General features: G+C 63.1%; 22 protein-coding genes and 1 pseudogene. 9 read left to right on the top strand and 14 right to left on the bottom strand.

What is annotated here, in order from left to right; translation table 11 throughout:
• Positions 1-4 precede the first annotated feature (4 nt).
• Positions 5-811 (top strand): creatininase family protein, encoded by an 807-nt coding sequence (locus DDE76_RS04670; protein ID WP_104891673.1) that lies wholly within the window; start codon positions 5-7, stop codon positions 809-811.
• Here the strand turns inward: DDE76_RS04670 and DDE76_RS04665 are convergent.
• From DDE76_RS04665 to DDE76_RS04635, 7 genes and pseudogenes are all read right to left on the bottom strand, one after another.
• Complete coding sequence (locus tag DDE76_RS04665; RefSeq protein ID WP_158672368.1) at positions 808-1,536, bottom strand: FadR/GntR family transcriptional regulator; 729 nt, start codon at positions 1,534-1,536, stop codon at positions 808-810. The two genes, DDE76_RS04670 and DDE76_RS04665, sit on opposite strands and share 4 nt — an antisense overlap.
• Before the next feature lie 65 nt (positions 1,537-1,601).
• Positions 1,602-2,801 (bottom strand): aminotransferase class V-fold PLP-dependent enzyme, encoded by a 1,200-nt coding sequence (locus DDE76_RS04660; RefSeq protein ID WP_104891671.1) that lies wholly within the window; start codon positions 2,799-2,801, stop codon positions 1,602-1,604.
• 3 nt (positions 2,802-2,804) lie between these two features.
• Entirely contained in the window at positions 2,805-3,701 is an 897-nt protein-coding gene (locus tag DDE76_RS04655) for an ABC transporter permease (protein WP_104891670.1), read from the bottom strand.
• Positions 3,698-4,627 (bottom strand): ABC transporter permease, encoded by a 930-nt coding sequence (locus DDE76_RS04650; RefSeq protein WP_104891669.1) that lies wholly within the window; start codon positions 4,625-4,627, stop codon positions 3,698-3,700. The genes DDE76_RS04655 and DDE76_RS04650 overlap by 4 nt, the downstream gene beginning before the upstream one ends.
• Before the next feature lie 13 nt (positions 4,628-4,640).
• Positions 4,641-6,395: an ABC transporter ATP-binding protein gene (locus DDE76_RS04645; protein WP_104891668.1), complete on the bottom strand. Its 1,755-nt coding sequence runs from the start codon at positions 6,393-6,395 to the stop codon at positions 4,641-4,643.
• Between the two features lie 70 nt (positions 6,396-6,465).
• On the bottom strand, positions 6,466-8,067 hold the full coding sequence (locus tag DDE76_RS04640; protein WP_157955660.1) for a peptide ABC transporter substrate-binding protein: 1,602 nt from the start codon (positions 8,065-8,067) through the stop codon (positions 6,466-6,468).
• Positions 8,068-8,283: 216 nt separating this feature from the next.
• Positions 8,284-10,653: pseudogene (locus tag DDE76_RS04635) on the bottom strand (transketolase).
• A gap of 102 nt (positions 10,654-10,755) precedes the next feature.
• On the opposite strand from DDE76_RS04635, the gene DDE76_RS04630 reads away from it, so the two are divergent.
• The 8 genes from DDE76_RS04630 to DDE76_RS04595 all read left to right on the top strand — a co-directional run bounded on the left by DDE76_RS04630 (position 10,756) and on the right by DDE76_RS04595 (position 18,356).
• Positions 10,756-11,244 (top strand): Lrp/AsnC family transcriptional regulator, encoded by a 489-nt coding sequence (locus DDE76_RS04630; protein ID WP_104891666.1) that lies wholly within the window; start codon positions 10,756-10,758, stop codon positions 11,242-11,244.
• Positions 11,245-11,310: 66 nt separating this feature from the next.
• Complete coding sequence (locus DDE76_RS04625) at positions 11,311-12,324, top strand: LacI family DNA-binding transcriptional regulator (RefSeq protein ID WP_104891665.1); 1,014 nt, start codon at positions 11,311-11,313, stop codon at positions 12,322-12,324.
• A gap of 448 nt (positions 12,325-12,772) precedes the next feature.
• Positions 12,773-13,924, top strand: coding sequence for an extracellular solute-binding protein (locus tag DDE76_RS04620; protein WP_104891664.1), 1,152 nt, complete (start codon positions 12,773-12,775; stop codon positions 13,922-13,924).
• Complete coding sequence (locus tag DDE76_RS04615) at positions 13,921-14,805, top strand: ABC transporter permease (RefSeq protein ID WP_104891663.1); 885 nt, start codon at positions 13,921-13,923, stop codon at positions 14,803-14,805. Before DDE76_RS04620 ends, DDE76_RS04615 begins: the two co-directional genes overlap by 4 nt.
• Before the next feature lies 1 nt (position 14,806).
• Positions 14,807-15,661 carry an ABC transporter permease gene (locus DDE76_RS04610; protein WP_104891662.1) on the top strand — a complete coding sequence of 285 codons (855 nt, stop codon included), beginning with the start codon at positions 14,807-14,809 and terminating at the stop codon, positions 15,659-15,661.
• A 10-nt stretch (positions 15,662-15,671) separates the two neighbouring features.
• Complete coding sequence (locus tag DDE76_RS04605; protein WP_104891661.1) at positions 15,672-16,706, top strand: ABC transporter ATP-binding protein; 1,035 nt, start codon at positions 15,672-15,674, stop codon at positions 16,704-16,706.
• A gap of 1 nt (position 16,707) precedes the next feature.
• Positions 16,708-17,544, top strand: coding sequence for a glycerophosphodiester phosphodiesterase (locus tag DDE76_RS04600; RefSeq protein ID WP_104891660.1), 837 nt, complete (start codon positions 16,708-16,710; stop codon positions 17,542-17,544).
• The gene (locus tag DDE76_RS04595) at positions 17,541-18,356 is read left to right on the top strand and encodes an inositol monophosphatase family protein (RefSeq protein ID WP_104891659.1); all 816 of its coding nucleotides are present in this window, start codon (positions 17,541-17,543) and stop codon (positions 18,354-18,356) included. Before DDE76_RS04600 ends, DDE76_RS04595 begins: the two co-directional genes overlap by 4 nt.
• A gap of 7 nt (positions 18,357-18,363) precedes the next feature.
• Here DDE76_RS04595 and DDE76_RS04590 read toward each other — a convergent pair whose 3' ends face one another.
• From DDE76_RS04590 to cobG, 7 genes are read right to left on the bottom strand one after another with little or no spacing between them, the layout of a single operon-like run.
• Positions 18,364-19,140: an SDR family NAD(P)-dependent oxidoreductase gene (locus DDE76_RS04590; RefSeq protein ID WP_104891658.1), complete on the bottom strand. Its 777-nt coding sequence runs from the start codon at positions 19,138-19,140 to the stop codon at positions 18,364-18,366.
• Between the two features lie 12 nt (positions 19,141-19,152).
• Entirely contained in the window at positions 19,153-19,914 is a 762-nt protein-coding gene (gene cobM, locus DDE76_RS04585) for a precorrin-4 C(11)-methyltransferase (RefSeq protein ID WP_104894715.1), read from the bottom strand.
• On the bottom strand, positions 19,911-21,122 hold the full coding sequence (gene cbiE / locus DDE76_RS04580; protein ID WP_104891657.1) for a precorrin-6y C5,15-methyltransferase (decarboxylating) subunit CbiE: 1,212 nt from the start codon (positions 21,120-21,122) through the stop codon (positions 19,911-19,913). Before cbiE ends, cobM begins: the two co-directional genes overlap by 4 nt.
• Positions 21,119-21,874 (bottom strand): precorrin-3B C(17)-methyltransferase, encoded by a 756-nt coding sequence (locus tag DDE76_RS04575; RefSeq protein ID WP_104891656.1) that lies wholly within the window; start codon positions 21,872-21,874, stop codon positions 21,119-21,121. The genes cbiE and DDE76_RS04575 overlap by 4 nt, the downstream gene beginning before the upstream one ends.
• On the bottom strand, positions 21,871-22,596 hold the full coding sequence (locus tag DDE76_RS04570; protein WP_104891655.1) for a precorrin-2 C(20)-methyltransferase: 726 nt from the start codon (positions 22,594-22,596) through the stop codon (positions 21,871-21,873). The genes DDE76_RS04575 and DDE76_RS04570 overlap by 4 nt, the downstream gene beginning before the upstream one ends.
• Positions 22,593-23,225, bottom strand: coding sequence for a precorrin-8X methylmutase (locus DDE76_RS04565; protein WP_104891654.1), 633 nt, complete (start codon positions 23,223-23,225; stop codon positions 22,593-22,595). The genes DDE76_RS04570 and DDE76_RS04565 overlap by 4 nt, the downstream gene beginning before the upstream one ends.
• A complete protein-coding gene (gene cobG / locus DDE76_RS04560; RefSeq protein WP_104891653.1) occupies positions 23,222-24,439 on the bottom strand; it encodes a precorrin-3B synthase in 1,218 nt (405 codons plus the stop codon). Before cobG ends, DDE76_RS04565 begins: the two co-directional genes overlap by 4 nt.
• Positions 24,440-24,470: the final 31 nt, after the last annotated feature.

Here is a 24,470-nt window from a genome sequence, read left to right as displayed (position 1 = left end):
GACCATGAGAAAAATCTGGTGGACCGACTTCGCTGCCCGCGAATTCGACAATCTCGACCCGGACAAGACCATCGCCATCCTGCCCATCGCGGCGATTGAGCAGCACGGTCCGCATTTGCCGGTAGGCACCGACACCATCATCAACCAATCGATGATGAACCTGCTGGCCGAGCGCGCGCCGGGCGATCTCGATATCCGCATCCTGCCCGTGCAGGCCGTGGGCAAGTCCAACGAGCATATCTGGGCCAAGGGCACGATCACCCACAAGGCCACCAATCTGATCGACGCATGGACCCAGATCGGGCTGGAGGTCGCGCGGGCAGGGGTGAAGAAGATCGTCTTCGTCAATTCCCATGGTGGCAATGAAGAGATCATGGGAATCGTCGCGCGTGAACTGCGCGTCGCGGCCGGCATGCTGGCCGTCAAAAGCGGTTGGCGCTTCGGTGCACCAGAAGGCGTTCTGAGCGATCTGGAACGGCGTCACGGTATTCATGGCGGCGACGCAGAAACCTCGCTGATCCTGCATTTCCGCCCCGACCTGGTCGATATGGACCGGGCCGAGAACTTCCCCTCCATCGCCGCGCGGGACGAGCAGGCGTTCAAGTATCTCCGGCCCACCGGGGCCTTCGGGCATGTCTATGCCTGGATTGCCTCGGACATCAATCCATCTGGCGCGGTTGGTGAAGCGGCCTTGGCGAGCGCCGAAAAGGGGCGGCTTATGGCCGAGCGCAATGTTGCAGGCATGATCGAGGTGCTGCGCGAAGTCGAGCGCATGCCCCTGCCGGGGTCGGAGCGCTGGCAGCTTGCCTAGACGAGCTTGCCGTCCGCGATGATGGCGCGGACCTCGTCCTCGACCGAGTCCAGAATGCCATTGATGGCGGCCACCGCCAGATCGGCATTCTCGGCGACGATGGCGTCGGCCAGGTCACGGTGCAATGGAAAGGAATCGAGGCCAAAGGCGTCGCGATTGAAGGGCGAGATCTCCCCGCGCTCCAGCGCATGGTCCAGATTGACCAGTATCTGTCCATACATCGGATTGCCCGACGCGTCGTAGATGGCGTTGTGAAAGGCGTGGTCCGCCTTGCGCCACGGGCGTCCGGAATTGACGTCGGCCAGCAGCACGTCACAGAGCCGCGCAATCTCTGCGCGTTGCCTGGCTGTGGCGTGCTGCGTGGCCTTTCGCACCACATCGTTTTCCAGCGTGCGGCGGATTTCGAGCAGCCGTAGCAGGGCCTCGCCTTCCAGCCGCACCATGGTCGGGACCAGACCACGCGAGGTTTGCACGCGCGCGGCCAGGTAGGTGCCATCACCGCGCCGGCGCCGGATGATCCCCAGGCCTTCCCAGCGATTGAGCGCTTCGCGAATGGTCGATCGGCCAACACCCAGCGAGGCCGCCAGCGAAACCTCGGGCGGCAGTCGGTCGCCGATCTTGAGGCCGGCGCGCTCGACCATTTCGGCGAGCGCGTCCAGCACCGCCACATTGCGTGTGCGGTTTTCAAGCGGTTCCAGATAACTCAGGGCGGCTTCCCGACTCATGGGGCCCATTCCTCCAGGTGCGGCGGACCTTTATTGGCCACTCACACCACATATTGGCGCATTTGTCAGCCTTGCGCTGCCAAGGGCGCCTGCTTGAGATCAAGCAATTCGGTGAGTGCCTCGATCAGCCGGTCCATTTGCGGGCGCGAATTATAGCCCTGCACCGACAGGCGCACGATGCAGGTGTCCTGCCATTTGAAGACAGGGATCTCGATCCCGTACTTTTCGAACAGCGTCGTGTGAACCGCGAGCGTGTCGCATTCCGGAATGGGCATGGCGACCATTTGTGGGGCGCAGAACGCCGCACTGCCCAGAGGCGCAAGACCAGTCAATTCGCCGAGCCGTCGTGCCGTGTCCTGCGCCAGGGCATGGCAATGCTCGGCAATGGCCCACCAGTCATTCTCCTTGCGGAAGGCTATGGCGGCCGGAACGGTCAGCCAGGGCGCGGGGTCGCGCGTGCCCCTTATTTCAATTTCGTCGATATAGGGAGAATTGCCGAAGGCGCCCTTGGCCCCTGGCGCCTTGGAATCCTTGGTCCAGCCATGGCTGATGACCAGCGGGTTGAGCAGGCCCTGCATCTCGCGGCGCGTATGGAGGAAGGCCGATCCCTTGGGGGTCATCATCCATTTGTGGCAATTGCCCGCATAGAAGTCAGCCCCGATCGCATCGAGGTTGAGCTTGATATGGCCCGGTGTATGGGCGCCATCAATCACCGACCAGATGCCACGCCTGCGCGCCTCGACAATAGCGTTCTCGATCGGGAACAAGAGGGCTGTGGGCGATGTGATGTGGCTGAGAAACAGCACCTTCGTCCGTTCGGTCATGCCATCAATGATGGTCTGGGTGAACGCAGTCTCGCTGACCAAAGGCATGGGGACCTTGACCACGACGATCTCGGCGCCGGTCTTGCGGCAGACATAGGCCCAGGTCTTTTCCAGCGCCGAGTATTCATGGTCGGTGGTGAGGATCTGGTCGCCGGGTTTGAGATCAAGCGACTGGGCGACGATGTTCAGGCCATTGGTGGCATTGGGCACGCCGACAATGTCATCGGCATCGCATCCCAGCTCGGCCGCCAGGGCCTCACGGGGCACGCGCAGCAGATCGTGCAGGCGACGGCCCAGGAACTCTACCGGCTCCTGCTCCAGTTCGAGTTGCCAGCCCTGATAGGTCTCGAAGACCGGGCGCGGGCAGGCGCCGAAAGAACCGTGATTGAGGAAGGTGACATCCTCACGGAGGAGGAAGTGCCGGGCGAGATTGTCGGACACGGTTCAGCGGCCTTTCAGGGTGGGATCGAGGGCATCGCGCAATCCATCGCCAAACAGCGAGGTGGCAAGCACGGTGATGGCCAGCGCTGCCGTGGGGAACACGGCCAGGTGCCAGTAGTAGAACATGAAATTGATGCCCTCATTGATCATCTGACCCCAGGTGGCGGTGGGCGGAGGCACGCCGATGCCGAGGAAGCTGAGCGAGGCTTCGAGCATCATGGCCAGCGGGATGGCCAGCACGAAACCGACAATGATCGGGCTGATCGAATTGGGAATGAGATGGCGGCGGATGATGTACCAGGGCGAGGCACCCAAGGCCTGTGCTGCCCGAACGAATTCCTTTTCCCGGAAGGCCTTCACCTGGGCGCGGACCAGCAGGCACACCTGCACCCAGCCGAACAGCGCCGCAATCGCGACAATCGACATGTAGCCACCGCGAATAAGCGTGCCCAGCAGCATGGCCGCCAGGAGCGGCGGCACCACCGAGAACAACTCGATGATGCGCATGATGATCCAGTCGGTCCGGCCGCCGAAATATCCGGCCAGGGCCCCCAGTGGAATACCGATCAGCACCGAGAAGCCAGCAGCAATGAAGCCGATGGAGAGCGAGACGCGGGCCCCATAAACGATGCGCGTATAGAAGTCGCGGCCCAGATTATCCACGCCGAACCAATGCTCGGCCGAAGGGAAGGCCAGCGATTGGGTGAGGAACAATTGCGCCTCGGGCGGCACCGGGGTGATCAGCGGCGCAAAGATTGCCATCAGGATCAGGATGCTCATCACGATGCCGCCGGCGACGGCCGCCTTGTTGGACAGGAAGCGCTGCCAGGCGAACCACAGTGGGCTGCGCTGGCGGGGCGGGGCGGCTTCGACGGCGGGCGGAACGATGGTGTCGGTCATTCTGCGCCTCCCACGCGGATACGCGGATTGATCAGCGCATAGACGATGTCTGAGAGAAGATAGGCGATGCAGTACATGAAGGTGATCATCAGCATCAGCGCCATTTCCAGCGGATAGTCGCGCGTCTCGATGGAGGAGACGAAGTAAGCGCCCAGGCCCGGCACGCGGAACATGGCCTCGACAAAGATCGAGCCGGTGGCGGTGCCGATGAACATGGGGAGGAACACGGTGACCAGCGGAATGGCCGAATTGCGCAGCACATGCTGGAAGACGATACGGCGCTCGCTAAGCCCCTTGGCGCGCAGCACGGTAACGAAGGGCCGGCTCATGGTGTCGAGCATGGCCGAGCGCGTGTAGCGGGCATAGGTGGCAACGGGGATCGCCGCATAGGCGATGATCGGCAGGATCCACCGCTCCGGATTGGGCCAGCCGCTGGCGGGCAGCCATTTGAGCCAGACCGCGAACACAAGGATCAGCAGCATCGAGGTGACGAACACTGGAATGGTGAGGCCGATCGTGGCGACCGCCGAGGCCAGATAGTCGATCCAGCTATTGCGGTTGAGCGCGGCCGCCATGCCCAGCAGGATACCAAGTGGGGCACCGATGAGCACGCCGAGCCCACCCAGCACAAGGCTCGGCACCCAGGCGCGGGAGAGGAGCTGCAGCACGCTCTCGCCGGGGCTTTGATAAGGCACGCCGAAATCAAAATGCAGCACGCCCCACATATATTTGAGGTACTGGACGTATAGCGGCTGATCGAGCCCGAGCTGGGCCATCAGCTTGGCGCGCACGGCTTCGGAAACCGGCATGTCATTGGCGTCGAAGGGGCCGCCGGGCACGGCATGCATCATCAGGAAGATAATCAGCGACACTGCGATGAAGGTGAAGGCAACCGAAACGAGGCGGCGCAGGATATAGCCGAGCATCAGACCCTCTCCCTCAATTGGTCACATAGGCCTCGACCCGGTGGTCTGGGGCGATGGCAACAAGTTGCGGGTCGCTGTGCGGGGCAATGCCCGCCTGCAGCGTGGTCAGGCGTGGTGTCTGGGCGGCGATCTGCTCGGCAGTCAGGAATGTGCGCTCGCGCTTGTTCTTGGGATTGGTTGCCGGAACCGCATCAAGCAGCGCGCGGGTATAGGGGTGCTGCGGGTCCGAGAAGATGCGTTCGGTCGGTGCTTCCTCGACCACACGGCCGCGATACATCACCACGACACTGTCGGTCAGGGACTTCACCGTCGACAGGTCATGGCTGATGAACAGGATCGAGAGGCCCATCTCCGCTTGCAACTTCTTCAAGAGCCCGATGATCTGCGCCTTGACGGTGACGTCGAGCGCCGAGGTCGGCTCGTCAGCAACCAGCACATCGGGCTCGAGCACCAGCGCCCGGGCAATCGCGACGCGCTGCCGCTGGCCACCCGAAAGCTCGTGCGGGTAGCGATTGGCGTAAGTGCGGTCGAGGCCGACGCGTTCCAGCCAGTCCAGCGCCGTCTCTTCCTGCTCCCTGGCACTGCCAATGCCATGAATATGCAGTGGCTCGGCAATGGTCTGGGTCAGCGTCATCATTGGATCAAGCGCCGAATAGCTGTCCTGGAAAACGACCTGCATCTTCTTGCGCCAGGGCTTCAGGGCCTCAGGCGATAGGGCGGAAATGTCCTGCCCATCCACCAGGATCTGGCCGCGGCTCACATCGGTCAGCCGCATGGCCATCATGCCGGTCGTGGTCTTGCCCGAGCCACTCTCACCCACAATGGCGACAATGCGGTTCTTGGGTAGGGCGATATTGACCTCGCGCACGGCGTGGAAGTCGGAATAGTCGGTGAACAGCCCGCGCCGGCGGCGGATACGGTAGGCCTTGGCCAGGCCCTTGAGCTCAAGCGCCGGGGTTTTGTTGTCGCTGCCGCGCGAGGGCTCGAAACTGGCATGTAGGCTCGCCAGGAGCTCCTTGGTATAGGCGTGCTGCGGCGCATCGAAGATCTGCTGCACCGGCCCTTGTTCCATGACCTCGCCGCGATACATCACCAGCACGCGGTCGACCGTTTCGGCAATCACGCCCAGGTCATGGGTAATCATGATCAGCGCCATGCCGAATTCGGCCTGCACCTTCTTGATGAGTTGCAGGATCTGCGCCTGGATGGTGACGTCGAGCGCAGTGGTCGGCTCGTCGGCAATCAGCACTTTGGGCCGGCAGGAGAGGGCCATGGCGATCATAGCGCGCTGCAGCATGCCCCCGGAGAGCTGGTGCGGAAAATAGTTGAGAACGTCGCTGGCGTTCTTGATCTCGACGCGCAGCAGCAGGTCTTCGGCTTCCTTGAGCGCATCGCGTCTGGACACATTGCGATGGGACTGGATGGTCTCGGCGATCTGGTGCCCGATGGTAAAGACCGGATCGAACGCCGTCATCGGGTCCTGAAAGATCATGGCAGCAGAGCGGCCGCGCAGCCGGGCGAGATCCTCCTTGCGCGCCTTGCGCACATCAATGCCATCAAGTTCGAGCTTTGTGGCGCTGACTTCAGCCGTTGCCGGCAACAGTCGGAGCAGGGCACTGCAGCTCACCGACTTGCCCGATCCGCTCTCCCCCACAATGCCGAGGCTCTCCCCTTCATTAACCGAAAAGCTGATGCCGCGTACCGCGTCGATGGTTCCGCCATATTGGCGAAAGCTGACCTTGAGATCCGCGATTTCTACCAAAGCCATGTGCTGGTCCCCGAAACTGATGGCGCCTCCCGACTGGGAATGCCCGGGAGGCGCCTGTTGGAACGCTGGGTTACTTCGTCAGGTGGGTGAAGAAGTAGTGGCCAAGGCGATCCAGTGGGGTGAAGCCCAGCGAATTGGGCTCGGTAGCCTCTCCGCCCAGCTCGCTGGAGATGATGGCTGTAGTGATCGGATGCACCAGTGGAACGATCAGCCCCTGATCGATCATCACCTGTTCAGCCTGGGCATAGAGCGCGTAGCGGGTATCCCAATCGCTTTCCGAATCCGCTTCGGCGACAAGGGCATCATATTCGGGCACGAAATAGTTGTGGCGCCCGCCATTGTAGAAGATGCCGTAGAAGTTTGACGGATCGAGATAGTCGTACTCATACGGCGCAATGAAGATGTTGTTCGTCGCGCCGCGCAGGCCATCCATCCAGTCCGCGCCGGGAAGCTGGCGGATATTGACGGTGATCCCCAGATGCTCGCCGAGCTCGGCCTGAAGATATTGCGCCATGGCCGGCACAATGGCGCCGTTGTAGCCGCCTTCCTCGCGGATCCAGATTTCGATCTCCGGGAAGCCTTCGCCGTTCGGATAGCCTGCATCGGCAAGGAACTGCTGGGCTTTTTCGGGGTCGAAGGTGGCCTGGGCCACGACATCGGGATTGTAGCCAGGATAGCCGGGCGGCAGGATCGAGCCCGCCGGAATGGCAATGTCCCGCAGAACCGTTGAGGTCAGCTCTTCGCGGTCGATGGCATAGTAGAAGGCACGGCGCACATCGACATTATTGAACGGCTCGGATTCCAGATCATAGGAGAGGTAGGAGGTAGCAAACACCGCGTTGCGGCGGATGCCATCGGGGTCCGCCGACATGGCCACCGGAACCTGCCCCGTGTTGAGGAAGGAATAGTCCGCGTCACCGGCCAGGAAGGCCGGCAGCCCGACCTCGGGCGCGCCCAGCGTCGGGTCGACTTCGAGGCGGTCGATCTGCGCCTGCCAGGGACCGGTATAGGTATCGGACTTGGTGAAGACGACCGCATTGTTCGACTTCTCCCAGCTCTCGATTTCGAACGGACCGGAGGACACGATGGTGTCGACATTGAGCGCCCAGTCGTCGCCCAGCTCATCCACCTTGTGCTTGGGAACGGGGTACCAGAGGCTGGTCACCGAGGGTAGATACGGCTTGGGCGCTACGGTCGTGACTTCAATGGTCAGGTCATCGACAGCGACCAGACCAAGGGTGGACACGTCGGCGGTGCCTTCGGTGACTTCCTTCCAGCCCTTGATGCCGCCGGCAAAGTCCCAATACCAGGCAAAGTCATAGCCGGTTGTCGCGGCGCGCTGCAGGGCAAAGACATAGTCTTCGGCCGTGAGCGGTTCGCCATCGGACCAGACCAGGCCTTCGCGCAGCTTGAACGTCCAGGTGAGACCATCTTCCGACTGGCTCCAGCTTTCCGCCGCCATCGGAGTGAGTTCGAATTCCTTGTCGAAGGTCGCGATCGGCACCTGCAGCAATTCGGCAAAGGTCGCGCGGTCATAGACCGTCTTCATATAGTCCATATAGGTGCCAGAGGTGGACTGGCCGGGCGCCGAAATGGTCGACTGCGCCATCGCTGGCAGTGTCAATGCGGTGGCGACGGCCAGCGCAGCGACAAGTTTCCGTGTGATATGCATGAGCTCCCTCCTTGTTGCAGAGCAGTAGGCGTTCCCTGATGCGCCAGGCCCTTCCCCTCGGGTCTGGTCACTTAGCTTTGGCGCGGCTGGTGCCGCGGTCCGGCAGATCGTTCCCAAATCTGCCATATGACATATGTCTGACAAATCATTCTGGACTTGGCAAGTCCGGCAGTTCTCCTTTTCCCGTTCAACGTTCGGATTGTGTCGGGCGTCTGCTTAGCGCCCGAAAACCTGCCGGCAGGCGGCTTCGATCGTCTCGGCGCCGATGCCGAAATGGCGGTAGAGGTCCGAAACCGTGCCGGTCTGGCCAAAATGCTCGACGCCGAGCGCCATGGTGCGATGGCCCAGCACGCTGCCGAGCCAGCCCAGTGTCGCCGGGTGAGCGTCAATGGCCGTCACCAACCCGGCGCGGTGCGGAACGTCTTTCAGCAGGGCCTCAATATGGCTGGTGGTCTCGAAGTCACCATGCAGCCCAGCGCGCTGGGCAGCCTGTCAGCCGGCATTGAGCCTGTCCGCAGAGGTCACGGCCAGCACGGCGACATTGCGCCGGTCACCACCGATACGGGCTGCCGCCGCAATGGCTTCGCTGGCCAGAACCCCCTGATAGGCAATGACCGCCTCGCATTGCGGTGTTGGTGGTTGCAGCCAATAGGCGCCACGAATGATGTCATCGGCCAGTGGTGGCGCCATCTCGCGCGGCACCTGCTCCAGCGTGCGGGTGGAGAGGCGCAGATAGACCGAGCCGCCGGTGACATCGCGCGGCCAGTCTGCCAGGTCGGGCCTGGCATCGCCCGTGCGCTGCATATAGTCAAACGCCCAGTCGATAATGACCGACAACTCGTCGGCAAAAGCCGGTTCGAAGCTGGCCAGTCCGTCCTGCGACATGCCAATCAGCGGCGAGGCGATGGATTGGTGCGCGCCTCCTTCGCCGGCCAGGGATACGCCCGATGGGGTGCCCACCAGCAGGAAACGTGCGTCCTGGTAGCAGGCATAGTTGAGGGCATCCAACCCCCGCGAGATGAACGGATCGTAGAGGGTGCCAATGGGCAACAGGCGTTCGCCGAACAGCGAATGGCTGAGCCCCGCTGCTCCGAGCATCAGGAACAGGTTCATCTCCGCAATGCCCAGTTCCATATGCTGCCCGTCAGGGGTGAACCGCCACTTCTGGGTCGATGGGATCGCCTCCTTCTGGAACAGGTCGGCCGTCTCCTTGCGGGCGAACAAATTGCGCCGGTTGACCCAGCTCCCCAGGCCTGTCGAAACCGTCACGTCCGGCGAAGTCGACACGATCCGTCGCGCCATTTCGCTGTCTGTCTTGGCGATGGCGTCGAGAATGCGTCCAAATGCGGCCTGGGTTGAGGTGGCGCCCGTGCCGATGAACTGCGGGCCGCTGGTGGGCACTGCCGGAGCGGTCAGGCGCCTGGGCTTGGCTGTGTTGAAGGGGACAGTCCGCACAAATTCGGCCAGGGCGTCAGCGTGATCGAGCCCTTCGAACACATCCCATTCATGTCCGTTTCGGATATTGTGGGCAGCGCGCAATTGCTCGATCTGGGCCGAGGTCATCTGTCCGGCATGATTGTCCTTGTGCCCGGCCAGCGGCGTACCCCAGCCCTTGACCGTGTAATTGATGAAAACGGTCGGCTCGTCCGTGCCGGCGTTCTCGAACTGGTCGAGCAGGCTCTCTACGCAATGCCCGCCCAGATTGGCCATTAGCGCCGCCAGGTCCTCATCGCTGCGGCGCTCGAGCAGGGCAGAAACATCACCCTGGTCGCCGATCTCGTCGGTGAGGCGTTCCCGCCAGGCCGCACCGCCCCGGAACATCAGTGCCGAATAGAGGTCGTTGGGACAGGCGTCGATCCAGGCCTTGAGACGCTCGCCACCGGGTTCGGCGAAGGCGGCGCGCTGCAGGGCGCCATATTTGAGGGTGACTACCCTCCAGCCAAATGCCTTGAAGATCGCTTCGATGCGGTCGTACAACCCTTCGCGGACCACGCCATCCAGGCTCTGGCGGTTATAGTCGATGATCCACCAGCAATTGCGCAAGCCATGCTTCCAGCCTTCGAGCAGGCATTCATAGATATTGCCCTCGTCGAGCTCGGCATCGCCGGCCAGCGCAATCATGCGCCCCTCGGGCCGCGCCTTGCCGGCCCAGTCCTTGGCGCGCACATAATCCTGCACCATGGACGCAAAGGCCGTCATCGCCACGCCCAGCCCAACCGAGCCGGTCGAAAAGTCGACGTCTTCGGTATCCTTGGTGCGGGAGGGATAGGATTGGGCGCCGCCAAAAGCGCGAAAATCTATCAGCTTTTGCTGGCTCTGCCGGCCCATCAGATACTGGATGGCATGGAAGATCGGCGCCGCATGTGGTTTGACGGCAAGCCGGTCCTCGGGCTTCAGCACGCCGAAATACAGCGTGGCCAGCATGGCAGCCATCGAGGCGGAGCTGGCCTGGTGGCCGCCAACCTTGACCCCATCGGGATTGGGCCGGATGTGATTGGCGTGATGCACCATCCAGCTTGCCAGCCAGAGAGACTTTTTGGTCAGTGCCTCAATCGCTTCAATGCGCTCGATGCTCTTGCCTGCCATACCGCTCCTCCAATCGATATGTCTGACATTACAACTTGCTCAAAGGTGATTTCCGTCTAATCTGATCGCCAATCTCGCACTCTGAGCAGGATATCGGCAAAATTGGCGCAATCTGAGGCGGAAACCACCAAGTCCGGAATCGACCCTATTGATCGCAAGCTCCTCCGGGCGCTGCAGGAGGATGGTCGCGTGACGGTCCAGGCGCTGGCTGACAAGGTCGGTCTGTCCGCCTCGCCTTGCCTGCGCCGGTTGCGTCAGCTTGAGCGAGACGGTGTCATTTCCGGCTATAGCGCCAATATCGAGCAGAAATCGGTCGGCCTGCCGGTCTCGGTTTTCATTTCCATCAAGCTCGAGCAGCAAAGGGCGCGCAACCTGGATGCCTTCGGCGCTGCGATCAGTCGCTGGCCAGAGGTGATGGAGTGCTATCTGATGACCGGGCAGTTCGATTTCCTGCTCCGCGTCGTCTGCGCCGATCTCGAATCCTATGAGCATTTTCTGCGCGAAAGGCTCACCCAGCTCGATGGCGTGGCACATATCGAGAGTAGTTTTTCGCTTGGAGCAGTGAAGTTCTCGCGGGTCTTGCCGATCTAGTCAGCATGGCTTGACGGAGCCGATTTTCACTTCACTATCGCCGCCAACCTGTGTCAGGGCTAGGCGATGAGCGATTTGAAACCCCCGTCCTTTGTCAGTGCGCAAATGGTGGCTGATCGGGCCGGCGTATCGCGTTCGGCTGTCTCGCGCACCTTTACCGATGGCGCCAGCGTTTCCGAGGCTACGCGGCGCAAGGTGCTCGAGGCGGCCGATGCGCTGGGCTATCACGTCAATCATCTGGCGCGCGGCCTGCGCGAGCGCAGCAATATCGTCTGCCTGGTGGTGGCCGATATGACCACGCCCATCCGCGCCCGCATGGTCGATGTGCTGACGCGCAAGCTGCAGGCTTCGGGCAAGATTACCATGGTGATCAATACCGAGACCGATACCGAAAGCGTCTCTGCTGCGCTGCGCCAGACCCTCAACTACCGGGCCGACGCCACCGTGGTGCTCTCCGGCACCCCGCCCGCGTCGTTGATTGAAACGTGCCTCGCCAATGGTCAGCAGGTGATCCTGATCAACCGCGACGAGCGGCTGCAGGGCTCGAGCAATCTTGGTGTCGACAACGCCATGGCGGGGCGCGAGGCACTCTTCCTGTTGCGCCGGGCCGGGTGTGAGCGCTTGGGGCTGATCACCTCAAACGCGCACACGGCCAGCCTGGTCGAGCGCGAAAAGGTGTTCGTCGCAGCGGCCGCCGCCGAGGGGGTGCAGGTGGTTGTGACTGAGGCCGGGCCGACCAGCTACGAGTCCGGTCAGGAGGCCGCGCGCCGGGTCTTTGGTCGATCCGAAGCGCCAGATGGTGTGTTCTGCGTGACCGATCTGCTGGCTCTGGGTTTCATGGATGTGGCGCGGCAGGATTTCGGCCTCAAGATTCCCGATGATCTCTGCGTCGTCGGGTTTGACGACATCGAGCAGGCAGGCTGGGCATCCTACCAATTGACCACTTTCCGGCAGCCCTTGAACCCCATGGCTGACGAGGTGGTCGACTTGTTGCTGCAGCCGCAACGCGCTGTTTCGGAGCGCCGCATGATCGAGCCGATCCCGGTCTGGCGGCGATCTGTTCGCCCCGGCAAGCACTAGCGGATTGCCTTCTGCAGAGCGCGACGGCGGATCGTTCTGGCCGAGCCTTGAGAGCCCTCGGGCAGCACAAAAATTCGCCGTTTCCTGCCATTCGAGTGACGGCTTGCAACGCGTTCGGTGATATTTTGCACAGGTGTGCAATTCAGTGTTGTCATCAAAGCGTTATGTGACGCGCCTATCTAGGCATCCATCAGAGCGAAAAAATGCACTTGTGTGCAATCGCTATTCGGTGTTGTCTTGTTCTCGCGATGGCGTATCGCGGCAGGTGCAACCCGACTTGAGATTGGGACCGCCTTCCGTCCGTCAACGCGAAGAGGGAGGAGGCCCATGAGGCGGGCGATCCGGTGCCGATCCGGTTCGTCATGTCGGTTCTTGCCGACGCGCCGCCTCCGCATTCGGCATATTAATGCGCGGTGGCCGCCCCGGTCGCCATGATGGGAGAAAAAACATGAAACGTCGTGACTTCATGATTTCCGCTGCGGGTGTTGTGGCCGGTTCGGCCCTTTTGCCCCGCATGTCCTTCGCCGCTGAAGGCGTGATCGACTGGTACACCAGCTCGGACAGCAACATCCTCGACTTCTGGACCAATACGGTCAAGCCGGCTTTCGAAGCCGCCAATCCGGGCGTATCGATCAATCTGGTCGATGCTGGCGATGGCGCAGGCATCATCGCCATTGGCGAGCGCGCCATGGCCGCCAAACAGCAGGGCGCCGATCCGCAGGCCGATTTCTTTGAATCGGGCGATGCGTTGCTGCCTGCCGGCGCCATTGAAGCGGGCATCTACACCAATATCAAGGAAGCTGGCCTGTCCAACTACGACAAGATCAACCCGCTGGCCATCGAGAGCGACTACTCGCTGCCCTATCGCGGGTCTCAGGTCCTGCTCGCCTATGACAGCACCAAGCTCAGCGCTGCCGATGCACCAAAGAACTGGGATGACCTGGTCGCCTGGATCAAGGCCAATCCCGGCCAGTTCGTCTATAACCGTCCCGACAAGGGCGGCTCGGGCGGCAATTTCGTGCGCCGCGCCATCCACCAGGCCAACGGCCTGGATCCTTCGGCCTTTACCGTCGACAACTACACCGAGGAATTCGGCAACGAAGCCCTGACCAAGACCTGGGACATTCTCGCCGATCTCGCCCCCTCGCTCTATGACAACGGCGCCTACTCCTCGGGCAATACCCAGTCGATCCAGCTTCTGGCGCAGGGTGTGGTCACCATGACCCCGGTCTGGTCCGACCAGGTGCTGCAGGCCATCGATCAGGGCGTTCTGCCCGCCGATACGGGTCTGGTGCAGCTTCAGGATCTGGCGCTGGCCGGCGGCTTCACCCGCTCCATCGTCATCGAGAATGGCGTCAACCGCGATGCCTCGCTCAAGCTGGCCGATTTCATCCTGTCCGAAGAAATCCAGAGCGCCATCCTGACCGAACTGGGCGGCTTCCCCGGCGTGAGCTGGGACTATGTCTCGCCCGAGCTGCGCGAGCGTTTTGCCGATATCGTGCCCACCACCATCCCGACCTTCCCCGGCGGGGCCTGGGATGGCGCCATCAATGATGGCTGGTACCGCAACGTCGCTCCCAACGTCGACCGCAACTCGTGACCGACGCGGCTCCGGCGGCACCACGGCCGCTTATCGACAGTAATGACAGCAGGAGGCCACATGGCCTCCTGCTCGTCGCCATTCCGGTTTTCCTGGTCGCCTGGCTGGTGATCTGGCCGATCATCAACGCCATTTTCCGCACCCTGTGGCGCCCGGATGAAACCGGTGCCATCGGCTTCAATCTCGACAGCTATGTCTTCTTCTTTTCCGACCAGTATTCGATCAACAATCTGACGATTACGCTTTGGACGACGCTGATGTGCGCCATCCTGCTGCTGGTGATCTGTCTGCCCATTTCGCTCTACCTGCGCTTCTCGGCCGGGCGGCTGCCTGCCTATGTGCAGGCCATGGCGATCTTTCCCATGTTCGTGCCCTCGATCATCCTGGCCTATGCCTTCATCCGCGTGCTGGGCCCCAATGGCATGGTCGACATCATTCTCAATTCGGTCGGCCTGCCCAAGATCCGCACACCCTATCTCACCCCCTGGGGGCCGGTGATCGGCCTGGTGTGGGACAATATCCCGCTCACCGTGCTGATCCTGCTTTCGGGCCTGGGCAATGTTGCCAACCAGGCGATCGAGGCCGCGCGCGATGTCGGCGCCAATCGCTTCCAGGTGTTCTGGCACATCATTCTGCCCCGCATCTCCAATTCGGTGCTGGTGGCCATATCCTTTGCCGTGTTGGGCATCTTCTCGTCCTTCACGCTGCCCTACCTGCTGGGGCCGGCCTCGCCCGAAATGATGGGTCCGTTCATGAACCGCACTTTCCGCGAGGTGAACGACCCGCTCAATGCGATCACGCAGGCGGTTATCACCTTCTGCTTCTGCATCGCCTTCGGGCTGTTCTATGTGCGCTCGGTCGCACGCAATCAGGGGAAGTAAGATGGAACAGCTTGCTCCCGCCACGCTCGCCACCCGCCGTCCGGCCCTGGTTCGCGCGCCCACCGACTGGACGGGCATTATCTTTGCCGTGGCCCTTTCAGCGGCGGTCATCGTGCCGCTGCTGGTGGTCGGTGTCTGGGCCTTCACCGAGGTCTGGCGCTATCCCAATGTCATCCCGCAGCAATTCGGCCTCCGGTTCTGGAACCAGACCCTGACCCGGGCCGACGTGTGGAGCGCACTGACCCTGAGCCTGCAGCTCTCCACCGTCGTCACGCTGCTTTCGGCGGCCATCTGCCTGCCGGCGGCCTATGCCTTTGCGCGCCTCAGCTTTCCGGGTCGCAATGTATTGTTCTTCTCGTTCCTGGCCGGCCATGCCTTCCCCAAATTCGGGCTGCTGATCGCCATCGCCGCGATCTTCCTGCAACTCAATCTGATCGGCACTTTCTGGGGCGTGGTGCTGATCCAGCTCGTTGGCACGCTGCTGTTCATGATCTGGATTCCTGTTGCCGCTTTCCAGTCGGTGGACCGGCGCATGGAAGAAGCGGCGCGGGATGTGGGGGCCGGGCCCTTCCGGGTGTTCTGGTCGATCACCCTGCCACAGGCCGGACCGACCATTGCCGCTGCCGTGCTGCTCAGCTTCGTTGGCACCTTCTACGAGACCGAAGGCGCCTGGCTGATCGGGGCCCCGGGCATCCGCACCATGCCGGTGCTGATGATCTCCTTCATCAACAATCAGATGGTCATCCAATATGGCGCCGTGCTCTCGGTGATGCTGTGGGTGCCCTCCTTCATCGCTCTCATGTTCGCCCGCCGCGTCATTGGCGGTGGCGCCTTCGCCCGCGGTTTTGGCGGCTAGGGAAACAAGTATGTCCGTTCTGAAAATTACCGACGTCTCCAAGATCTTCGCCGGCCCGACCGTCGCTGTGGACAATTTCTCGCTCGAAGTGGCGAACGGCGAGCTTGTCTGCCTGCTCGGCCCCTCCGGCTCCGGCAAGTCGACCCTGCTGCGCATGGTCGGCGGGTTCGAACGGCCCACCTCGGGCCTGATGACCATCGATGGCGACGACATCACCCATCTTCCGCCCGAGCGCCGGCCGACCGGCATGGTGTTTCAGAGCCATGCGCTCTGGACCCATATGAATGTGTTCAAGAACCTGGCCTTTGGTCTGAAACTGCGCGGCCTGCCGCAGGACCAGATCACCGAGAAGGTCGAAGCCGTGCTCGAACTGGTCGGCTTGGCTGGCTATGGCACACGCGGTGTCAACCAGCTCTCGGGCGGGCAGCAGCAGCGCGTGGCGCTGGCCCGGTCGCTCGTGCTTGAGCCCAAGATTCTCCTGCTCGACGAACCCTTTGCCAGCCTCGACCAGCATTTGCGCGAGCGGCTGCGCGAGGAAGTTCGCGATATCCAGCAGCGCCTCAAGATCACGACCCTGTTCGTTACCCACGGTCAGGACGAGGCGCTCGCCATGGCCGATCGCATTGTCGTCATGCGCGACGGCCGCACCGAGCAGATCGACCGCCCGGATGTGGTCTATCGCGAGCCTCAGACCCCCTTCGTGGCCGGCTTCATCGGCACGATGAACCTGGTTGATGGCGCGGTATCCAATGGCCGGTTCACCCGGGCCGATTTCGGTCTCGACATTCCGATCCCCGATGGCCCGGCCACCCTGGCCATTCGCCCCGAAGCGCTGGACCTGGAAGCGGCCGAAACGGGTGAGGCGCAGGTACACCGGGTGACCGACTACGGCACCCACGGCCTGGTCGATCTCGACCTGGGAGATGGCACCCGTCTCAAAGCCATGGTCGCACATCCCGATCTCTTCAGCGCCGGGCAGAAGGTCAATCTCAAACCCCAGGCCATGGCAGCCTATCGTGACAATGCACGCGTCTATCGGAGCTGAAATGGCCCATCCGCTCCATATCGACCGGAACGGCCACCGCACCTGGCTGAAATGGCACCGCGCCCGCCGCAAGGTCACCGATCCGGTCTTTACCGGCACCCGCATTCTCGAGGGCATGCGCCTGGGGGCCAGCGTGGAAGTGGATCTGGTCATTCATGCCGATCACGGCTGCGCCGTGCTGCACAATTTCGAGCTGGACAAGGAAACGACAGGTACAGGTCTGGTGCGCGAGACCTCGGCCGAAGTGCTGCGCAGCCTGCACCTGCGCGACAATGACGGCGCCATCCTGCCCGACAAGATATTGCGGCTCGAAGATCTGTGCGCCTTGCTGGCCGAGCAGCCGCCTCAGCAAGGGGCGATGCTGCAGCTCGATTTCAAGGAAGAGCTGGCGGCGCTGGATGAGCTGACCATTGCCAATTTCGCCGATAGCGTCGGGCCCGTGGCGGATGCCTTTATCCTCTCGGGCGGCGACATCGGCGCCATCCGAGCATTGTCCAGCGCCGTACCAGCGCTCAAGACGGGGTATGATCCCTGCTATGGCGAATCCCTGGCGCGGCTTCAGGCCACGGGCGATTTCGCCAGTTTCATTGGGGACGCCCTGATCGCCGCACCGCGGGCCGACATGATCTACCTGGCATTTGAGCTGGTGCTTTCCGCGCAGGATGCCGGGTTCGACATCGTCGCGCCCATTCATGCTGCGGGCAAGCGCATCGACGCCTGGACCATTCGCCAGGTCACCCCGGCCAGCCTCGAACAGGTCGAGCGCCTGCTGGCGCTCAAGGTTGACCAAATAACCACCGACGATCCGGAGGGGCTGCATGCAGCCCTGCTTTCATGAGCATTGATTACGACAGAATTCTCGACCAGATGGTCGGGGCGGCCCGCGAGGCCGGCGCGCTGACCCTCAACCATTTCAAGAATTTCCGCGATCTCGAGATCGGCATAAAGGGACCGGGCGATTTTGTCTCGGATGCCGATCGACAATCCGAGCAGCTTATCCGCAAGCGCCTGTTTGAGATCAATCCGGACTGGAGCCTCACCGGGGAAGAATTTGCCCCTGTCGATGGGTCTGATCCCGACCATCGCTGGCTGGTCGACCCGATTGATGGGACGACCAACTTCATCTATGGCCAGCACTACACCATCACCATTGCGCTTCGGCGCGGCAACCAGACCTTGTGCGGTCTTGTCTATGATCCGGTCGCAGACGAGATGTTCACCGCCAAGAAGGGGGGCGGCGCCTTTCTCAATGGCGAGCGCTTGCAGGTCAGCCGCTCGACCGACATCGCCATGATGTGCGTCGGTACGGGTCTGCCCACACCAAACCTCTCGCTTCATCCGGGCGCCTATGCCCGGCTCGACGCCATTCGTGCCCCCATCGGGGCGGTGCGGATCGTGGGCAGTGCCGCCAATAGCTGCGCTTGGGTCGCCTGCGGGCGTCTGACTGGCTATTTCGAGGAGACTGGTTTTGTCGACACCGCCGCCGGCATTCTGCTGGTCGAGGAAGCCGGCGGGGTTGTCTCGGACTGGTGGGGCAGGGGGGCGGACATCTACGAGCAGACCGGATGCCTGATTGTCGCCAATGCGGCGACCCAGGCCTATCTGCTCGATCATCTAAAGGATGTTCCGCCCAAAAATCCGGCGGCCTGATCGCCCCTCACGGCATTAGCATGCCGCCATTGACCTCAATGGTCTGCCCGATGATGTAGCCGGACAGGCTTGCGCAGGCCAGGAACAGATAGGCCCCGACGCAGTCCTCGGCGACGCCAAGCCGTCCCTGCGGCACGGTTGCCAGTTGCGCCTTGAGCTGGGCTTCGGTCGAATAGCGCTCATGGAATGGCGTTTCGATCACGCCCGGCGCCACCGCGTTGACGCGAATGCCGAAGGGGATGAATTCCTTGGCCATGCCGCGCGTGACATTGGCGATGAACGCCTTGGACGATCCATAAAGCCCTGCGCCACCGCTGGCCCCGTTCCGGGCGGCGATGGACGTCGTGTTGATGACAAAGCCACCGCCCGCCGTCTTCATATGCGGCAGTGCAGCCCGCGTGGCGGCCAGCACCGAGCGGCCATTGAGGTCCATCACCGCGTCATAATGGTCGTCCGTCATCTCGGCATAGGGCAGGCGCGCCACCATGCCGCCGGCATTGTTGATCAGCCCGTCCAGCCGGCCAAATGCCGCCGCGGTTTCCTCCACCGCTGCGGCAATGGCCCCGGACTTCGAGGCATCTGCGCGCACCAGATGCGCCTTGCCGCCGGCCGCTTCGACGGCATCGGCCACGGCACGGGCCGCATCCTCGCTCGAATTATAGTGCACGCCGACCATCGCGCCTTGGGCGCCGAATGCCTTGGCCAAGGCGGCGCCGATGCCGGTGGAAGCGCCCGTAATGAGCACGGCCTTGCCGTTGAGTTCGGGAAGGGTGAGATTTGCCATTGGTTGAGCCTCCTAAAGTCCGTCGCGCCCGCGGAAGCGGCGCTGGTAATCGGGATCGTAAAGCGCGCTTTCGCGAAAGTCTTGTGCACCCAACCCCTTGCCGACAAAGATGATCGCCGTGCGCTCAATGGCCGGGTCGAACGCCTGCTCGATCGTCCCTAGGGTCGCCCGGATGATTTTTTGCTCCGGCCAGCTTGCATGGGCAACGATAGCCGCCGGGCAGTCCACCCCATAGAGCGGGGTCAGCTCGGCAACGACGCGCGCGAGCGAATGGATGGCCAGATGGATGGCGAGGGTCGCGCCCGTGGCCCCGAACGCAGCAAGCGTTTCACCCTCCGGCATGGGCGAGGCGCGGCCCCCAATGCGGGTCAGCACCAGAGATTGATTGATCGCCGGAAGGGTTATCTCCTGGCCCAATGCCGCCGCGGCAGCGGCAAAGGCCGGCACGCCGGGCGTCAGCGTATAGGGAATGCCCAGCCGGTCGAGCCGCCGCATCTGCTCGGCCACCGCGCTCCAGATCGAGAGATCACCTGAGTGCAGCCGCGCCACGTCCTCGCCTGCGTCATGGGCGCGGACATATTCGGCCTCGATCTCATCGAGCGACATCGGCGCAGTATCGACGAGGCGCGTTTTTGCCCCACACCAGTCGAGCATGTCCTTTGGTACGATGGACCCGGCATAAAGACAGACCGGGCAGCGCGCGAGCAGGTCGCGGCCCCGCACCGTAATCAGGTCTGCCGCGCCCGGACCGGCGCCGATGAAATGCACCGTCATGGCTTGCTCCAGCGCCATTGGGTGATCGGCATGGCCGGCCGCCAACCCGTGACCGCGCCCAGCGTTGCTGCGTGGGCCACCGAAAGCCGCACCAGCTCTCCGCCATGCTCGGCGTAGAGGGCGAGCAGCACCTGTTCCATTTCCAGGGTCACTGCATTGGCCACCAGCCGCCCGCCGCTCTGCAGTGCGCTGATTGCCGTGTCCATCACACCGGGATGGGTGCCGCCTCCCCCCACGAAAATGGCATGGGGCGCGTCCAGCCCGGTGAGCGCCAATGGCGCCTTGCCCGTCACCACGCGCAGCTCCGGCACCCCGAGCTTGCGGGCATTGCGCATGATACGGGCGGCGCGGTCTGGATCGCTCTCGATGGCCACGGCGCGCAGGCCGGGATCGGCCAGCATCCATTCTATGCCAATTGAACCCGAGCCCGCCCCGATATCCCAGAGCAGCTCGTGCCGCCGCGGGCCCAATGCAGCCAGGGTCACCGCGCGGATGTCGCGCTTGGTGATCTGCCCGTCATGTTCAAAGAGCGCGTCGTCGAGCCCCGGCGTCAGTGGCAGCACGCGCGCCCCCGGCAGCGGCGCGACAGTGATGGCGCAGATATTGAGCGGGTTGATCTCGCTCAGCATGAACCCATCGGCCATCTGCGAGCGGATTTGTTCATCTGGACCCCCCAGGGCCTCCAGCACGGTGATGATCGAGCGGCCAAATCCCGCCTCGACCAGCAGCGCCGCCAGCGCCCCCGGCCCATGCTCGTCCGAGGTCAGCGCCAATATCCGCGCCGCCGGATGCAGATGCGGCCGGATCAGATCGATCGGCCGTCCATGCAGCGACACGCAGGCGACCTCCTGAAGTGGCCAGCCCAGCCGGCCAGCGGCGAGGCTGAATGCAGAAGGTTGTGGAATGACAAGCATTTGTGCCGGATCGACCCGCCGGCTCAGCGTGGCGCCGACGCCATAATGGAACGGATCGCCGGATGCCAGCACGCAAACCTTGTGGCCTCGCGCGGCGAGCACCGCCTCGATCGAGGACGAGAACGGCGACTGCCACACATGCGTCTCGCCCGAAACGATAGGCGCGACCAGCGCCAGGTGCCGCTCGCCACCAAAGACGATTTCGGCCTCGCCAACGGCCGTACGGGCCGCCCGCGACAGCCCGTCGAGCCCGTCTTCACCAATGCCGATAATCGAAAGCCACCGGCCGGTCATATTCCCACCCCGCGCGGCGAATAGACCAGCGGGTCCATGCCGGGCCGCTCGATGATCCGCGTTTCCGCCGAGCCGATGATGACACAGGTGGCCATGTCCGCGCTTTGTTGGTCGGCTTCTCCAAGCGGAACGACCACGAAATGCTCGTCCGGACGCCCCACGGCGCGGCCGAAGATCACCGGTGTCGTCACCGGCAGGGACTCGCGCAGAATCTTGAAAGCGGTGCCCAATTGCCAGGGCCGTGCCTTGGAGATCGGGTTATAGAGCGCGATGACCAGGCCCGCTTCGGCCACGGCGCGCAGGCGGCGCTCGATCAATTCCCAGGGCTTGAGATTGTCCGAAAGCGAAATGGCACAGAAATCATGGCCCAGCGGCGCCCCCGCGCGGGCTGCGACGGCCAGCATGGCAGTGACGCCTGGCAGCACGGTGATCTCAAGCCGGCGCCAGGTTTCAGGGCCGGTCTCGATGGCCTCGCAGATGGCTGCGGCCATGGCGAAGACGCCCGGATCGCCGCCCGACACCACACAGACCGAAGCCCCCTTTGAGGCTGCTTCGAGCGCCGCTCGAGCCCGGCCGATTTCTTCACGGTTGTCTGAGGGCATGCGGTGCTGGTCGGGGCGCAGGTTCAGCCGGTCGAGATAGGGGCCATAGCCAAAAAACTGCTCCCCGACGGCGATAGCATCGCGCGCCTGTGGCGTGGTCTGTTCGGGATTACCCGGACCGGTCCCAAGAATGACGAGCCTGCCGTTCATGGCCGATTGCTCCAGCCGGGCACCAGTACCAGTGAAAAATAGGGCGCAACGTCATCGCCCTTGTCGATGAGAGGGATGAAGTGGCCATTGGCCGTCGTACCGCGTTCGACATAGACCGCCTGGCTGAGCCGGCCGGCATCGGCAAGGGCCACGCGGACCTTTGCCAGGTTGCGGCCGAGCTTCATGATGACGGCGCCTTCGGTATTGCCCAGCCGGCGGACCAGCTCGTCCCGGTCCAGCGTGCCGGGCAGCACGGTCAGGATATCGTCTCCCTGCACCAGGGGCAGCCCTGCCTCCGACCAACAGCCCGACATCGCGGTTATGCCCGGAATGACCTGGGTGTCGTAACGGGGAGCCAGGCGCAGATGCAAATGCATGTAGCTGCCGTAGAACAGGGGGTCGCCTTCGCTTAACACCGCAACGCTTCGCCCGGCGTCGAGATGGGATGCAATGCGCCCGGCAGCCTCGGCATAGAAGGCTTCAATCTGGTTTTTGTAGCCATTTTCGCGCCGGTCGATCTCGGTGGTCACCGGATAGTCCAGTGCCTCCTCGACCTGGCCCGAACGGAAATGGGCCGCGGCAATTGCCCTGGCATTGCTCGCATTGCCGCGCTTGGCGAAGTAAGCCACGACATCTGCTTCGGATATCGCGCGGACCGCCTTGAGGGTCAGCAGTTCCGGGTCTCCCGGCCCGGTGCCCACGCCATAAAGTTTGCCGCTCACAGGCCTGGCCTCGCCAAGGCATTGAGGCAGGCGGCGGTAATGGCACTGCCGCCCAGTCGGCCACGCACGATGGCAAAGGGCACACCATAGGAACTGAGGGCCAAGGCATCCTTGGACTCGGCGGCGCCGACAAAGCCCACCGGCATGCCCAGGATGGCGGCGGGTCGGGGCGCGCCGTCGCGCAGCATTTCGAGCAGGTGAAACAAGGCAGTGGGCGCATTGCCAATGGCCACCACCGCGCCTTCGAGTTGTTCGTCCCACAGATGCAGCGCCGCAGCGGAGCGTGTATTGCCAATGCGCGCAGCAAGGGTCGGGACGCGCGGATCGCGCAAGGTGCAGATAACCGCATTGTCGGCTGGCAGGCGGGCGGCGGTCACGCCCCGTGCCACCATTTCGGCGTCGCACAGGATCGGTGCACCGGCATTGAGCGCGATCCGTGCTGCCGTCACAAATCCGGGGCTGAAGACGAAATGCTCTGCGGCCTCGACCAGGCCCGCAGCATGGATCATGCGCACGGCCAGTTCGGCCTCGTCATCGGAGAATGGGCTTAAATCAGCCTCGGCGCGAATGATGGCGAAGGACTGGCGGTAAATGCTCTCGCCATCCTTGATGTAGTCATATTGGGTCATCGCCCACCCTGAAAAGGAAAAGCGCCGGCGCCAAGCGCTGCGGCATCCAGAAACTTGGAAGGCCTATCGCCCGCGCGGCCGCCAAAGACAAGGCCAATCCCGTCGGCCTGACCGACCAGGGTCACGTCAGACGCGCGCGGATGGGCACAGCCCTTCGCGCATCCCGAGACATGCAGGGTTTGGCCGGCTGGCAGGCGTGGCGCGAGCTGCACCGCGAGGTCGCGCGCCGCGATATGACCCGAAGTGCAACCTCGACTGCCGATACAGGCGCTGACCCTGGTGCGCGGATCATCGGCTTTGGTGATGAAGCCGATTTCGGCAGCCTGGGCAATCAGCGTGTCGGGAGCGTTGTCGAGCAGCAGGATATGCTCCGGCGCGAGCCGCATCCTTGTGAGCTTGCTGGCCATCGCGGCGTCGCACAGAGCGATAATCTCGGCGCTGCGCGCCGCACCAAATGGCAGGGCAATCGCGCGGCTATGGCCTTGAACAAGGTTGAGACGGGGGCGCCAGTGTATCAGCACGCGGGAGGCCTCAGGGCTTTCGGGGCTTGAGACCTGATCCCGTACCGGGAACAAATCGGTTGCCCTTGCCTCGGGACCGATTGCGGCAAGGGCGCCCAACAAGGCTAATGCCGTCGCCACTACGCCCTGGGCGTCCATATGCTGCGGCTTGCCGCCGCCCAGTGTCACGGCCCAGCTATTGTCGGGTTGTGCCCGGAGGCGGATATCGGCCTTGAGTTGGCTGAGCGATATCTGCCCACCGCCATCGATCACCACGCTGACCTTGGGACCGAGCCGCTCGGCCATTCCCGCGGCACCCTTGCCAATGGCATCCGCGAGCGGCCGCGGATCGGCAATTTCCTCCGGATCGTCGCCTGCGATGGGCGATATGTCGATCGCGAGCCCGGTTTCGATAGGCAACAAGGCAGCAACGGCCTCGGCGAAGGCGGGGGCCGTATCGGGTCGCAGGCCGCGGACCTGGAGATTGCCCCGCGCGGTGATCTCGATGAGGCCATTGCCATGCTCGTCAGCCAGCTTCGCAAGAGCGGCTAGGTCTGCGGGTGTCAGTCTGGCTCCGGCAACCCGGACACGCGCCAGGAGCCCATCGCCGGTCTGCATTGGTGCGTAAAGGGTTGGACAGGCGCCGCGACGAGCGGATCCCGCGACGATCCCGGCCAGCAATGTGCGAGGGCTGCTCGTTGGTGCCAAAGTCATGCGCTCATCATTATCAGCCCGTGTTTGGCAG

The organism is Devosia indica (assembly GCF_003056405.1).
Lineage (GTDB): Bacteria > Pseudomonadota > Alphaproteobacteria > Rhizobiales > Devosiaceae > Devosia > Devosia indica.
This window is presented reverse-complemented; position numbering and strand designations above follow the sequence as displayed.

Excerpts from the sequence above, each read along its gene's own strand:
- DDE76_RS04665 (WP_158672368.1), bottom strand. The coding sequence starts at position 1,536 with ATGAGTCGGGAAGCCGCCCTGAGTTATCTGGAACCGCTTGAAAACCGC.
- DDE76_RS04620 (WP_104891664.1), top strand. The coding sequence starts at position 12,773 with ATGAAACGTCGTGACTTCATGATTTCCGCTGCGGGTGTTGTGGCCGGT.
- cbiE (WP_104891657.1), bottom strand. The coding sequence starts at position 21,122 with ATGACCGGCCGGTGGCTTTCGATTATCGGCATTGGTGAAGACGGGCTC.
- DDE76_RS04575 (WP_104891656.1), bottom strand. The coding sequence starts at position 21,874 with ATGAACGGCAGGCTCGTCATTCTTGGGACCGGTCCGGGTAATCCCGAA.
- DDE76_RS04595 (WP_104891659.1), top strand. The coding sequence starts at position 17,541 with ATGAGCATTGATTACGACAGAATTCTCGACCAGATGGTCGGGGCGGCC.
- cobG (WP_104891653.1), bottom strand. The coding sequence starts at position 24,439 with ATGACTTTGGCACCAACGAGCAGCCCTCGCACATTGCTGGCCGGGATC.
- DDE76_RS04605 (WP_104891661.1), top strand. The coding sequence starts at position 15,672 with ATGTCCGTTCTGAAAATTACCGACGTCTCCAAGATCTTCGCCGGCCCG.
- DDE76_RS04610 (WP_104891662.1), top strand. The coding sequence starts at position 14,807 with ATGGAACAGCTTGCTCCCGCCACGCTCGCCACCCGCCGTCCGGCCCTG.
- DDE76_RS04640 (WP_157955660.1), bottom strand. The coding sequence starts at position 8,067 with ATGCATATCACACGGAAACTTGTCGCTGCGCTGGCCGTCGCCACCGCA.
- DDE76_RS04645 (WP_104891668.1), bottom strand. The coding sequence starts at position 6,395 with ATGGCTTTGGTAGAAATCGCGGATCTCAAGGTCAGCTTTCGCCAATAT.
- DDE76_RS04625 (WP_104891665.1), top strand. The coding sequence starts at position 11,311 with ATGAGCGATTTGAAACCCCCGTCCTTTGTCAGTGCGCAAATGGTGGCT.
- DDE76_RS04655 (WP_104891670.1), bottom strand. The coding sequence starts at position 3,701 with ATGACCGACACCATCGTTCCGCCCGCCGTCGAAGCCGCCCCGCCCCGC.
- DDE76_RS04670 (WP_104891673.1), top strand. The coding sequence starts at position 5 with ATGAGAAAAATCTGGTGGACCGACTTCGCTGCCCGCGAATTCGACAAT.
- cobM (WP_104894715.1), bottom strand. The coding sequence starts at position 19,914 with ATGACGGTGCATTTCATCGGCGCCGGTCCGGGCGCGGCAGACCTGATT.
- DDE76_RS04600 (WP_104891660.1), top strand. The coding sequence starts at position 16,708 with ATGGCCCATCCGCTCCATATCGACCGGAACGGCCACCGCACCTGGCTG.
- DDE76_RS04590 (WP_104891658.1), bottom strand. The coding sequence starts at position 19,140 with ATGGCAAATCTCACCCTTCCCGAACTCAACGGCAAGGCCGTGCTCATT.
- DDE76_RS04565 (WP_104891654.1), bottom strand. The coding sequence starts at position 23,225 with ATGACCCAATATGACTACATCAAGGATGGCGAGAGCATTTACCGCCAG.
- DDE76_RS04650 (WP_104891669.1), bottom strand. The coding sequence starts at position 4,627 with ATGCTCGGCTATATCCTGCGCCGCCTCGTTTCGGTTGCCTTCACCTTC.